Consider the following 12,209-nt stretch of genomic DNA (forward strand, 5'->3'; position numbering starts at 1 on the left):
TTTACAGTCCTGCATCTGCAAGAGTTACGTATCCAGGGTCAATCAAAAGAGCTTTAAGATTAGTTGCGCTTACAGCGAGAATTGGTTCTGTTATTACAGGTATATCTTTTTCTGATCCACTGTTATTTACAAAAATAGAAATATCTTCGAGTTGAGATAATTTTCCATTAACATTTAGAGAACTACATTCTTGAGCAACATCAGTAGAGATTTTCTGAATGTTTTCGATAGAAGTCATCCATTGCTTTCCATTTACAAGATTTGGTAAAGCATCTTTGTAAGCGCCGTAGCCAGTAATAACAGGCCATTTTGAGTCGTTTAACAATTCATTCGCTGAATCTTTAAGCTCAGAATCTTCAGTATTTTTATTCTCTTTATTGGATTCAGATGAATTCAAATCATTATTTTTTGTGCTAGATTTTTGTGATTCATTATTTTTCGCAGTAGAAGCAGGCGTTGGAACCTTTTTCTTAGTCAAATTTCGTTTTCCTATAAAGCTTCCGATTATATCTGGAAGAGTAAAGGAAGGGTTGATATCCGCAGAGCTTCCCTTATACCCAAGGTCTTCAAGAGCTTTTTCCACTTGCATAACAACTTGATCATCTAAAGCAATAATGCCATCTACGTGTTTTGTGGAAGTTGTTCCGTTATCATTCTTTATTACTAATCTCGAATTAAGTTCTGCCTTAACAGAGTCAGAATTATCTGCGTCGAAAGCAGCATTTTCCCAGTCATTCTCTGTTGAATCCTTACTAAGTTTTCCAGAAGGTGAAATCATTAATCCAGATGCGAAATAAGGTTTTAGAATTTTCCAGATTCCAGCAAAAGCAAGTCGCGCGAATTCATCATCAAATTCTTGAATTTTGGAACTTGAATTATCAGAATCTGAATTACCATGAGTATTTACTCCAAAATGCATATGAACATCTTGTTTTTGATTGTGGCAAGGCAAAAGTACTTCTACGCTTTTTGGATTATCTTTAGAAGCCTGATTTAATGCTAATTTTTGCACAAGAGTATACGCTTGAATTTCTCCAATGCTCTGAGCAGAAGAAAGTTTGAAGAATGCATCTGGCTTAAAATCTCTAGTAAGCCTAGATAACATAACGACATGCATGCCAGCTTTTTTAGCCAAATCTAATGACGATGTAAGTCTATTTTCTGCTTCCTCTTGTGATTTTAGATCTTCTTCTTTTAGTTGCTCTTTAGGTGTTGTGGGTTGAGTGACGTAATCACCATAATTATTATTACCGTTTTTATTACTCCAAGGAGCAACAACAATAGTCGTATTAGAAAGTTGCTTTTTTACGATGCTATGGATATCTCTGATACTTGTTTTCTTGTTTTTATTTTTAGAAGAATTTTTTGTTTTTAAAGATGTAATCATGCTTACAACGTAATCTTGAATATCTTGACTTTGATCGTATAAGCTGCTGGACGATTTAGTAGTAATAGAATTTTCTGAAAATCCTTGCTTTTTTAACGATTTTACTATTTCTGGAACAAGATTATCCCATGTACTTAATGGAGTTTTTCTACTTAAATTTAGACCATCAGAAGGCGTAAAAACTATAACGTTGCCGTGATTCACTTGAGGCTTTGCGCTAGGCGATGCGTTTTTTGCATTGCTCGATCCGCATGCGCAAATCGCAAGAAGCATTGTACTAGATACTACAAGAGCAATAGTTTTGCGCAAAATATGCTTATGCGTGCGAATCATAGTAGTTAAGGCCTTTCGTAAATTTTAGTTTTGTGCTTACTTTTATATTAGTGTCTATTAAATTATCTAATGCAAATTTAGCGATTAAGCAAATCCAAGCACATATCTCGGTATTCGCTAACGTAGCCTCCACCAAAGAAGACACAATGTCCAGCAATAGGGTAGAGCTGCCAAATTGTCATGCGATTTTCAAAACCAGATTTTAATGGATGAACAGATTGATAGCCATCTAAAATCTGCTTAAAATAGCTAATCCCAAACAGTTGCAGCATTGCTAAGTCTTCCTCACGATGGCCGCCGTGAGCTGCAGGATCAATTAAAACAGCTTCTGTGTGTTCGCCATCTTCGCTTTTAGTCCAAAGCACATTTCCACTCCACAAGTCTCCATGGACTCGCGCTGGTTTATCTTCAGATGCTTTTCCCAGCAAATCTGGCATAGCATCAATAACTTTATTTGTAAGATCTAAATCGCTTTTTGTAAGGCTTCCTCTAGAAATACCAAGATTTACCATTGGTAAAAGTCTGCCTTCTGCCAAATAGTCAATAACATTACTCCAAGTGCCACAATCCATTTTTACAGGGTCGCTTAATGGTCCAAAATAGCATGTGCCATCATAATCTGCAGGTGGCTCCCCAAAATATTTCGCACCGAAATCGTGCATATGCGCCAAAGATGCTCCAAATTCAAACGATGCTAAAGGAGTAGGGCTTGTAGTTTCAATGCGTTCAATGTTTAAGTAGTCTTTTCCCCAATCAAAAACTTTAGCTACTTTAGGCCCGCCATAGTCGTAAGCTTCTCGAAGCCAATTAAGGCCACGACCTTCGCATTCAAAGAATCGTTCTGGTGCGTATGATCTACTCTTTTTATACGCGTTATTACTCATAGCAACCTTCTTAATGTAGTAGCATATGCGGCTTATAGTTACACACTTAATAAATATTTTATGAATAAACTAAATTATTCCTATCATCACTATTCTAATGAAGTATTAGCACAATGAGCGATGCTGCGTTTAATTTGCAATAAGATTAGTACAATACTTACGCCAAGTAGGATGTGTCCGATTCCTGCTAAACCAGTTATGGAAAAATCTATAGATGGACTGAGATGTAGACGCATTACTTGTGCAATTCCACGAGTAATCATCATTACTGCTGTTAGGTTGAGTCCAATATGATAAGTTATTAAGATTCTCGTAGTTTTTTCGTTACTAAAACTGAAGTTTTTCTCAAATAGTATGAGTAACAGAAAAACAACCATTCCAAGCATAAAGTAGTGTGTGTGAACTATAGCAAGCACAGTCTTTTCATGGAAAGCATTAAATTTTGTAAATTCGCGATAAAAGACGCCGCCAATCATGGCGAAGACAGCATACAACAAAGACGTATTAATATAACGTTTCATAACATGGTTCATAGTAACTTCCTTACGTAGAGTGATAGTCAAATATTTCTTAGTAATGTTGATGTTGTTACAAGTGTTTGTAAGCGCTATTGCATAGTATGAGTGTTTTTGTAACGCGGACATGCAGTTTTAGCAAAATGATACCCAAAAAGCAATCCTGCTAGAGTAAGAGCAGAACCTAATCCCGTATAAAATACGGCTATAAATTGTTCTGGAGCTATATTTGTTGCACGAAGAACAATTCCAAAAGTCATCATAAAAGCCATGATTATAAAAGATTTAACGTCAAAGAATTTAAGGAAAAATTGCTTGTTTTCTTTGTATGCGTTAATCCTAGCAGTATGTTTTTTAACAAGTTTTCCGAAAATAAACACTTGGAATATTGCAAAAACAGCTAAAGATAAAGCGAAATTAATAGGAGATAAAAAGTTTGAGTATGCAATAATACCAATCCTAAGAATGTTGAATCCAGCAAAACACCATACAATGCATGCGATTAATAAAAGTGTGTTCTTTGATACCTTCATAACTAACCTCGTTAAATCACATTATTCTTAATAAAATCTTATGTTGAACGTTTAAAACAATTGTAGTAATGATTTTTATGAAAAACGCTAAATAAGAGTATTTTGTGAATTGTGCATTAAAACTTTCAAAAAACACAATAAAATATGATTAAAAGTTGTAAAAAGTGTTGCAAATTGACGATATGAGTCGCTATAGTGCTTGTTTATGGAAGACAACGATCAACAGTATTCAACAGCTGACAATAAAGCTACTATTGCTGAGCCAGCTTTTCGTTACAATGCGCAGCTCGCACAAGATATTGAGCAGCGCTGGCAAAAGACTTGGGACGAGCAGGGCACGTTCTGGGCTGCTAATGTTAAGGGCGATTTGAAGGATGGCGAAGGCAGATTGGCTTGTGGCCGTCCTTCTTTCTTTGCAATGGACATGTTCCCTTATCCTTCTGGAAAGGGCTTGCATGTTGGACATCCTCTTGGATATTTGGCAACGGATGTTGTGAGCCGATATCACCGTATGAAGGGCGAGAATGTTCTTCACGCGATGGGCTACGACGCTTTTGGACTTCCTGCAGAACAATATGCTGTTCAAACAGGTCAGCATCCGCGCATTACTACTGAGGCAAATATTGCAAATATGCGCAGGCAGTTGCATCGCATGGGATTGAGCTTTGACGATCGTAGATCTTTTGCAACTATTGATACAAACTACGTTCGTTGGACTCAATGGATTTTCTCGAAGCTTTATGACGCTTGGTATGACCCTGATTTTGTACGCAAAGATGGCGGTAAAGGTTCTGCTCGACCAATTGCTGAGTTAGTTGATGAGTTTAAGAGCGCAAAGCGCGAAATTCCTGGTTTTGCTGACAAAAAGTGGGGAGAGCTCAATAAAGTAGATCAAGCGGATGTGTTGAATGACTTCCGCATTGCTTACATTTCTAAGTCTCCTGTAAATTGGTGTCCAGGATTGGGAACTGTGCTTGCAAACGAGGAAGTTACTGCAGAAGGTAAATCTGAGCGCGGAAACTTCCCAGTATTCCAGCGCAATCTTCGTCAGTGGTCCATGCGAATTACAGCTTATGCTCATCGCTTGGTTGAAGATTTGGATACTATTGATTGGCCAGAAAAAGTTAAGCTTATGCAGCGAAACTGGATTGGCGAATCTCACGGTGCTTCCGTGCATTTTGAAGTTGAATGTGCAGATGGTGAAACGCGCGATTTGGAAGTATACACTACTCGTCCAGATACGCTTTTTGGTACAACTTTTGCTGTTGTTTCTGTAGATCACCCGATTCTTGAGCACGTTCCAGAAGCGTGGGAAGCTAGCGTTCCAGAAAGCTGGAAGGGTGGCTACGCAAGCCTTAAGGAAGGATTGGCAGAGTATCAGGCTCAAGCTCGCGCTAAAACCGCTAAAGATCGTACGGAAGACGCTGGTGCAAAAACTGGTTTGTTTACTGGTCTTTACGCAATTAATCCTGTAACTGGAGCAAAACTTCCGCTGTTTGTTGCAGATTATGTGCTTATGGGTTATGGAACGGGCGCAATTATGGCAGTTCCTGGCGGTGACCAGCGCGATTATGATTTTGCTAAAGCTTTCGGCTTGTCTGTAATTTACACTGTTAAGCCTTTGCCTGATTCTGTCGAAAAGCTAGAAGATTATGATGGCAAAGCTCCGTTTGTTTCTCACGATGGAATTGTTATTAACTCTTCTGTGGAGCATACTTATAAGCTCGGTGACGCTTTGTCTATTAACGGTTTGCGCGTAGATGAAGCTATTAAAAAAGTGACGACTTGGCTTGAAGCAGCAGGCGTAGGCGTTGGTAAGGTTTCTTACAGACTTCGCGATTGGCTGTTCTCTAGGCAGCGCTACTGGGGTGAGCCATTCCCAATCGTTTATGATGAGGATGGTGTTGCTCACCTTGTGCCGGATAGTGAGCTTCCAATTGCATTGCCAGACGTTCCAGATTATCAGCCAAAAACTTACGCTCCAGACGACGCAAATTCTGAGCCTGAAGCACCTTTGAGCCGAAACGAGGATTGGGTTAAAGTTCAGCTTGATCTTGGTGACGGTGTAAAAACCTACTATCGCGACACCAACACTATGCCAAACTGGGCTGGTTCATGCTGGTATTACATGCGTTACTTGGATCCAAACGACGCTGAGCATATGGTTGACAGCGACGAATACGACTATTGGATGGGTACGAATCGACCAGGCAAGGAACATGTTTCTGGAGGCGTTGACCTTTATGTTGGAGGCGTAGAGCATGCAGTTTTGCACTTGCTTTACTCGCGCTTCTGGCATAAGGCGCTTTACGACTTGGGTTACGTTGATTCTGCTGAGCCTTTCCATCGCTTGTTTAACCAGGGTATGATTCAGGCTTACGCTTACACGGATGAGCGCGGGCAGTACGTGCCAGCTGATGAGGTTGAGGAAGGCGCTAATAACGGCGTTGGTGAGCCAACATTTACTTGGCACGGCGAAACCGTGAATCGCGAGTTTGGAAAGATGGGCAAGAGCCTAAAGAATATTGTGACTCCAGACTACATGTACGAAAATTACGGTGCAGACACGTTCCGTTTGTATGAAATGAGCATGGGTCCACTTTCTGAGTCTCGCCCATGGAATACGCGTAACGTTGTTGGAGGCATGCGATTCTTGCAACGCTTGTGGCGTAACGTTGTAAACGAAGAAACTGGCGCTTGCGTAGTAACAGAAGATGCTTTGGACGAAAAGACGCTAAAGCTTCTTAACAACACGATTGTAGAAGTAACTGTAGAAATGGAAGCAATGCGTCCAAACACTGCGATTGCTAAGCTGATTGTGTTGAATAATCACTTAACGTCTCTGCCTCACGTGCCTCGCGCAGCAGTTGAGCCGCTTGTTCTTATGCTTTCTCCAATTGCACCGCATATTTGTGAAGAAATGTGGAGCAAGCTTGGACATACTAAGTCGATTGCTCACGCAGATTGGCCAGTTGAAGATTCCCGCTACGTTGGTGCGGATACTGTTACAGCTGTTGTACAAATCAAGGGCAAGGTTCGCGCAAAGCTTGAAGTTGACCCGAATATTGATGCTAGTGAGCTTGAAAAGCTTGCTTTAGAGGCCGTAGCTGATCGCTTGGGTGGAAAGAAGCCGCGCAAGGTAATCGTGAAAGCACCAAAGATTGTGTCTATTGTGCCAGATGAAAGCTGAAACTCAATGTTTTCTAGGCAAAATAGCCTTTAACCACATTGGTTAATTTTACTTGAAAGATGCTTATCTTCATTTAATAGTGGAAGTAAGCATCTTTTTTTTTTATTTAACAATCAAAAATAAATAGTCTGAAACGAAGGAGGTGGTTAAAATGAACAAAAACAATAGTAACGTTCTAGAAAGATTGGCAGCTATTGATGCTTTAAATAATAATTATGAAAATTCAAATTATTTGCAAAATACTTTGAATGATGATTCTAAAAATCGCATATTGGCACAAGAGAAAAACAATTCTATAGATTATCAGCTTGCTGATTTTTGCATAAGCTCAAAAGATTCTGCTTCAAATATTGATAATCTTAATAAACGAAATAATTTTGAAACAAGAAATCTCGTTAGATTACGAATAAAACCAGTACATGCTTTGTCTATTATGCTAATTCTCGTAGTATTCTTAGCATCAAGTTTAACCATGCTCATATGTCAATCTAGAACTTATAACAAGATTTATTCTTATCAAGCACAGAGAGAATCTAAAGTTAAATCTTTAAGTAAAAAATTTGAATCAAATAATAAAGATGATGATGAATATAGCAATGATTCTAAAGAGGATTCTAAAAAAGACTTACATACAAATGAGACTAAAGATTTAACTGTTAAAAATAAAAATGAAGATTTTAGTGATAGCACGCACAAAATTAATGAAAATGATATAAGCAAAAATAATAGTGTCAACAAAGATAAAAGCGGTTGCATAAATATAAACACAGCAGGGTTGGAAGAATTACAAACTCTAAAAAGTATAGGGCCAAAAATGGCTCAAAGAATATTAGATATGCGTAAAAAGTTGCGTGTTTTTAAGCGGGTTGAAGATCTTATGCAAGTTAAAGGAATTGGGCAAAAGACTTTTTTAAAACTTAAATCAGCAATCTGCATTAAGTAAATTTATGTGATTTTTAAGGTTGGAAAATGAAAGAATTATATTGGGATCTTGAAAATGGAAACAAAGATTTTAGGCTTGTTCCTATTGCGTTTAGCGTATGGTTTGGTTGCTTATTCGCTCGATTTATAGTTGATTCACAACAAGATTTTTTCTGTATGATAATCGCAATATTATCATTTGCTCTTTTGTGCTTTTATACTATTTTTTCAATGGGAAATTGCATTTTTACGTGCCGCTTAAAGAATACAACTGATTACAAAAGTCGCATAAAATCAAAGTTTTATGAGTTAATTAAAAAATTAAAAATAATAGGATACAAGCATGCTTTTTTAACAAGTTTTTGTACGTTTCTAGCAGCTTTTATAATGTGTTCAATTATTCTAAACATAGAACATATGGACCCTGTTTTTAATGCTATTAAAGATCTAAAGCAAAGTGATACAGAATATAAATTTAATAGAAAAAACGATGTTCAATCCATCAGATTGCTTATGGATATAACGTCTCCTCCAAGAGTATCGCAATCCTTTAAGGGGGATTGCGTATTAAACGTGAATGTAAAACAGATTGAAATTATGGATAAAGAAAAAGTTATTAGTAGGAGTAAAAGCTTTGTGTCTGCTAAACTTTACGCTTTTAATCCAGATTGCAAAATAATGAACTACGGATACAAGATAAGTAGTTTTGGAAAAATTTCGATTTCAAAATTTGACTCTCATGCGATAGACATTCAAGTTCCTAAAGCAAACAAAACAGATAAAACGAAATTATATAAAGTAGAAGTTATTGAAAAAGCTAATCTTTTTAAGACATTACTAAATACATTGTGGAAAGAATTTTACAATGTGACTAGTTCTTTAGATGAACAGGGTCAAATGCTTGTTCCTGGTCTTACTGTAGGACTTTTGGGACAAGAGCATTTAAGTGATGTAGAAGATTTACGAAAAGTTAGTATCGATAGCACTTATGCGAATACTATGAAACAAAGATTCAAAATAGCTGGAATAATGCACCTTATGGCGGTTTCTGGAGGACATTTTTTGCTTTTATCTTGTGTTATTCGTAAGACATGTGCTTTTTTGCTTTTGCCAAGAGTAGTGAGCGCAATATTTGAAGCTTGTGGTCATATTCTTTTATCGTGTATTGTGTATCCGTCAGCATCGGTTCTTAGAGCGCTTATAATGGGTTTAATTTCTGCCGGGGCATTAATGTTTTCTAGACAATACCAGTCTGCTAGTGCTTTAAGTATAACTGTTATAAGTGTTCTTTTTATTTGTCCAAAATATGCATGGGATTATTCGTTTGCTCTTTCTGTTTGCGCAACTTTTGGAATAATTGTTTGTGGAATGTCTTTAAGAAGAATCTTTTTAAGATATATGCCGTCTAGTCTTGCAAGCGCATTAAGCATAACGTTGTGTGCACAGTGTTTTACGCTTCCTGTACAAATATTAATGCAACCGCAAGTATCTTTTATATCTGTTATAGCGAATTTAATTGTTGCACCTTTTGTTGATTTTGCAACAATATTTGGTCTGCTTTCGCTTATATGCGCTAATTGGAGTTATTCTATTTCTCTGATTTTTGCCACAATTTCATCTTTTGGAACAAACATTATGGCAAATTGCGCATGGTATTTGGGAGATTTACAAATTGGAACAATACCTTGGGTTAATGGATCTTTAGGTGCGTGGCTAATTGCGTTTGCTGAATTCGCTATCTTTTTATTAGTACTTATCATAAATAAATATTTTAGAAAAAGTGAATCATATAATAGTTTAAGTATATTTTTACAAGTTAAGTCAAATCGTTTTAAGCAGCTTATAAATGATTCAACAAAACTTTTTGAATGATTAAGTGTTTTAAGTTTTATATAGTTTGTACAATTAATAGGCGTGCAAAATTAAGCGGATTAAATAAAAACAAGGATATTCGCGTTAGTTAAATCGTGAGAATATAAATATTCTTAAGGAGTACGTATGCAAGCGTTAAAAAAATTTGCGCCATTTACAGTTGTGGTTGGCGGTGATGCGTATTTAAATGATCTAAACGCGCGCGACTTAAAAACTCGCATATTAGGCTCCTACCCAGATGCAGATGTTATAAATTTAGACGCATTAAATGCCGATAAATATGCTTTTATAACTGCTACAGGACCATCACTTTTTTCTAGCGGAACAATTGTTGTTATTAATAATCTTGAACAAGCTAATGAAGATTTAGTTGAAGCGATAATAGAGTTTTGTACTAGAGAATCTAAATCTAATAACAATGATTACTGGGTTATTGCGCGCCACGAAGGAGGTGTTAAAGGAAAGTCAATTGTTACAAAACTTGAAAAAGCTGGAGCAAGTAAAATAACTGTACCAGATCTTAAAAAAGATGATGCAAGATTGAATTTTGTGCTAAGTCTTTTTGAAAGGCAAAATCGTAGTATAGAGCCTGCAGCAGCTGGACGCATAACAGAAGTCTTAGGTGGGAAAACCGATCAATTAGCGGCTCTTTGTTCTCAATTGTGCTTTGATTTTGAAGATAACCCAATCACATTAAAAATAGTTGACCAATATTTAATATCGGATCCGCAAGTAACTGGATTTTTTGTAGCAGATAAAGCTGCAGAAGGTAACTATGCTCAAGCTATTCTTGCATCAAGAAGAGCGATTTTACAAGGCGTTGATGCTATAGCATTGATTGGGTCTTTGGCTGCAAAAATGCGAATAATTACAAAGGCTATAGCTGTTAAAAACGGGGAAATTTCTAATGCTCAAGCAAAAGTTAACCCTTGGGCGTTAAAAATGGCTATGAGGGATTTAGGTGGATGGAATGATGATGGGATTCGTAAGTGTTTTAAATGTTTAGCGTGGGCAGATGAGCAATGCAAAGGCGGAACAAGTGATGCTGATTACGCTTTAGAAAAATGCATTAGCATGATTGCTTGTCGTGGGCGTTAATGTGAAAATTTTAAAAGCATAAAGTGTTAAAACATAGAGTGTTAAAAGTCTAATATGAAAGTGTGTGATTTTGGAAAATCATAATATCAAAAAGCTAGTAATTCCAACTGGTTCGTGTATGCGAGATCTTGGAAAAACTATTGCAAAAATAGTGCATGAGACAGATGTTATTTTGCTTTCTGGTCCACTTGGTGCTGGAAAAACAACGTTCGCGCAAGGTTTTGGACAGGGCTTGGGAATAAAAGATCCGATAGTTTCCCCGACTTTTACTATTGCTAGAGAGCTAAAAGGCACATTTTCTGATGGAAAAGTTGCGAATCTTATTCATGTAGATGCTTATAGGCTTGGTGGAAAAGATTATGCTCCAGGGCAAGACACTGTTTCTAGGCTTTTAGATGAGCTTGAATCTTTAGGTTTAGATGAAGCATTGGAAGAACCAGGAGAGGGAACTGTTGTGCTTATGGAGTGGGGAGAACAGATGGCTGGTGTTCTTGCTGATGTTCGTCTTGAAATTCATATTGATAGACCGATTGATAAAGAAAAGTCAAATGAGTTTACAAGTGAAGGCAAGCGCGTTGTAACGCTTGTTCCAGTCGGAGGAGACTGGTGCGATCGCTTAAAAATTCTTGATTAAGAGTAAGCTAAATTGGTTGGTTAATTTAAGGAACAAAAATGAGCAATACGCTGATTATAGATACGTCATATGGTTCAACAGTTGGAGTTGTAGGTTATAAGCCAATAGTGGAAACGGATTCGCGTACACATGTTGAAAAGTTGCAAGTAAACATTGATTTTGCAGTAAAAAATGCTGGACTAGAGCTTAATCAAATAGACGAGATTGTAGTTGGAGTAGGCCCTGCTCCTTTTACAGGTTTAAGAGCTGGGTTGGTTGCAGCTAAGGCGATTGCTTTTGCGAATAACGCAAAGATTCTAGGATGCAACAGTTTGCTTCCACAAAGTTTAATGATTCGTTCTGGCGCTTTTGAAGAATCGCTTAAAGATGGCGTTATCTCTAATAGTGAAATAGTCGAAAATAATGAATCTTGCGTAGCTAAACACACGTATGTTCTTTCGTTAAATGACGCTAGAAGACGCCAAGTTTATATGAGTTTATATGACGATAGTGGTTGTGCAGTAATAGAAATGGACATTGATTATCCTGCAAATATTGTTGAAAGAGTAAATCAATATTTTGAATCAAATAATATTTGCGATTATTGCGTTTGCGTTGCAGGCCATGGTGCTAAAAAATACGCTGAAGATTGGAAGAAAATCGGGAATATATGCTTAATTACAGAGGCGAGTGCTCTTGATTTAGGCGTAAAAGGATTAGAGATATTTAAGCTGTGCGCAAGTCAAAAAGACGTTATTGAACCGCTTTATTTAAGAAGACCAGACGTATCTGTTCCAAACCCGTTGAAGCACGTTTTGGGATCTGGCGCTGCTACAAAAGTGGCGGAAAAATAGGATTCAAGC

At 37.3% G+C, this 12,209-nt stretch carries 10 protein-coding genes; 6 read left to right on the plus strand and 4 right to left on the minus strand.

Annotation, left to right across the window (positions count from 1 at the left end):
• Position 1: 1 nt before the first annotated feature.
• The 4 genes from GAVG_RS02890 to GAVG_RS02905 form a co-directional block, all read right to left on the minus strand.
• Complete coding sequence (locus tag GAVG_RS02890; RefSeq protein ID WP_004115246.1) at positions 2-1,720, minus strand: substrate-binding domain-containing protein; 1,719 nt, start codon at positions 1,718-1,720, stop codon at positions 2-4.
• A gap of 77 nt (positions 1,721-1,797) precedes the next feature.
• Positions 1,798-2,604 (minus strand): fructosamine kinase family protein, encoded by an 807-nt coding sequence (locus tag GAVG_RS02895; RefSeq protein WP_013399572.1) that lies wholly within the window; start codon positions 2,602-2,604, stop codon positions 1,798-1,800.
• Between the two features lie 89 nt (positions 2,605-2,693).
• The gene (locus GAVG_RS02900; RefSeq protein WP_004111798.1) at positions 2,694-3,137 is read right to left on the minus strand and encodes a DUF2871 domain-containing protein; all 444 of its coding nucleotides are present in this window, start codon (positions 3,135-3,137) and stop codon (positions 2,694-2,696) included.
• Between the two features lie 74 nt (positions 3,138-3,211).
• Positions 3,212-3,652, minus strand: a complete 441-nt coding sequence (locus GAVG_RS02905; RefSeq protein WP_004111796.1) for a hypothetical protein — start codon at positions 3,650-3,652, stop codon at positions 3,212-3,214.
• A 205-nt stretch (positions 3,653-3,857) separates the two neighbouring features.
• Here GAVG_RS02905 and leuS point away from each other — a divergent pair, with 205 nt between their 5' ends.
• The 6 genes from leuS (at position 3,858) to tsaB (ending at position 12,200) form a co-directional block, all read left to right on the plus strand.
• Positions 3,858-6,842, plus strand: coding sequence for a leucine--tRNA ligase (gene leuS / locus GAVG_RS02910; protein WP_009994106.1), 2,985 nt, complete (start codon positions 3,858-3,860; stop codon positions 6,840-6,842).
• A 151-nt stretch (positions 6,843-6,993) separates the two neighbouring features.
• On the plus strand, positions 6,994-7,785 hold the full coding sequence (locus GAVG_RS02915) for a ComEA family DNA-binding protein (protein WP_004117231.1): 792 nt from the start codon (positions 6,994-6,996) through the stop codon (positions 7,783-7,785).
• Positions 7,786-7,811: 26 nt separating this feature from the next.
• Positions 7,812-9,635 carry a ComEC/Rec2 family competence protein gene (locus tag GAVG_RS02920; protein WP_013399574.1) on the plus strand — a complete coding sequence of 608 codons (1,824 nt, stop codon included), beginning with the start codon at positions 7,812-7,814 and terminating at the stop codon, positions 9,633-9,635.
• Between the two features lie 126 nt (positions 9,636-9,761).
• Positions 9,762-10,733, plus strand: a complete 972-nt coding sequence (gene holA / locus GAVG_RS02925; protein ID WP_009994112.1) for a DNA polymerase III subunit delta — start codon at positions 9,762-9,764, stop codon at positions 10,731-10,733.
• A gap of 118 nt (positions 10,734-10,851) precedes the next feature.
• A complete protein-coding gene (gene tsaE / locus GAVG_RS02930; RefSeq protein ID WP_020760277.1) occupies positions 10,852-11,367 on the plus strand; it encodes a tRNA (adenosine(37)-N6)-threonylcarbamoyltransferase complex ATPase subunit type 1 TsaE in 516 nt (171 codons plus the stop codon).
• 38 nt (positions 11,368-11,405) lie between these two features.
• Positions 11,406-12,200 (plus strand): tRNA (adenosine(37)-N6)-threonylcarbamoyltransferase complex dimerization subunit type 1 TsaB, encoded by a 795-nt coding sequence (gene tsaB / locus GAVG_RS02935; RefSeq protein WP_004117227.1) that lies wholly within the window; start codon positions 11,406-11,408, stop codon positions 12,198-12,200.
• The last annotated feature ends 9 nt before the right edge of the window (positions 12,201-12,209 follow it).

The organism is Gardnerella vaginalis ATCC 14018 = JCM 11026, assembly GCF_001042655.1.
GTDB lineage: Bacteria > Actinomycetota > Actinomycetes > Actinomycetales > Bifidobacteriaceae > Bifidobacterium > Bifidobacterium vaginale.

Excerpts from the sequence above, each read along its gene's own strand:
- GAVG_RS02890 (WP_004115246.1), bottom strand. The coding sequence starts at position 1,720 with ATGATTCGCACGCATAAGCATATTTTGCGCAAAACTATTGCTCTTGTA.
- GAVG_RS02895 (WP_013399572.1), bottom strand. The coding sequence starts at position 2,604 with ATGAGTAATAACGCGTATAAAAAGAGTAGATCATACGCACCAGAACGA.
- GAVG_RS02900 (WP_004111798.1), bottom strand. The coding sequence starts at position 3,137 with ATGAACCATGTTATGAAACGTTATATTAATACGTCTTTGTTGTATGCT.
- GAVG_RS02905 (WP_004111796.1), bottom strand. The coding sequence starts at position 3,652 with ATGAAGGTATCAAAGAACACACTTTTATTAATCGCATGCATTGTATGG.
- leuS (WP_009994106.1), top strand. The coding sequence starts at position 3,858 with ATGGAAGACAACGATCAACAGTATTCAACAGCTGACAATAAAGCTACT.
- GAVG_RS02915 (WP_004117231.1), top strand. The coding sequence starts at position 6,994 with ATGAACAAAAACAATAGTAACGTTCTAGAAAGATTGGCAGCTATTGAT.
- GAVG_RS02920 (WP_013399574.1), top strand. The coding sequence starts at position 7,812 with ATGAAAGAATTATATTGGGATCTTGAAAATGGAAACAAAGATTTTAGG.
- holA (WP_009994112.1), top strand. The coding sequence starts at position 9,762 with ATGCAAGCGTTAAAAAAATTTGCGCCATTTACAGTTGTGGTTGGCGGT.
- tsaE (WP_020760277.1), top strand. The coding sequence starts at position 10,852 with ATGCGAGATCTTGGAAAAACTATTGCAAAAATAGTGCATGAGACAGAT.
- tsaB (WP_004117227.1), top strand. The coding sequence starts at position 11,406 with ATGAGCAATACGCTGATTATAGATACGTCATATGGTTCAACAGTTGGA.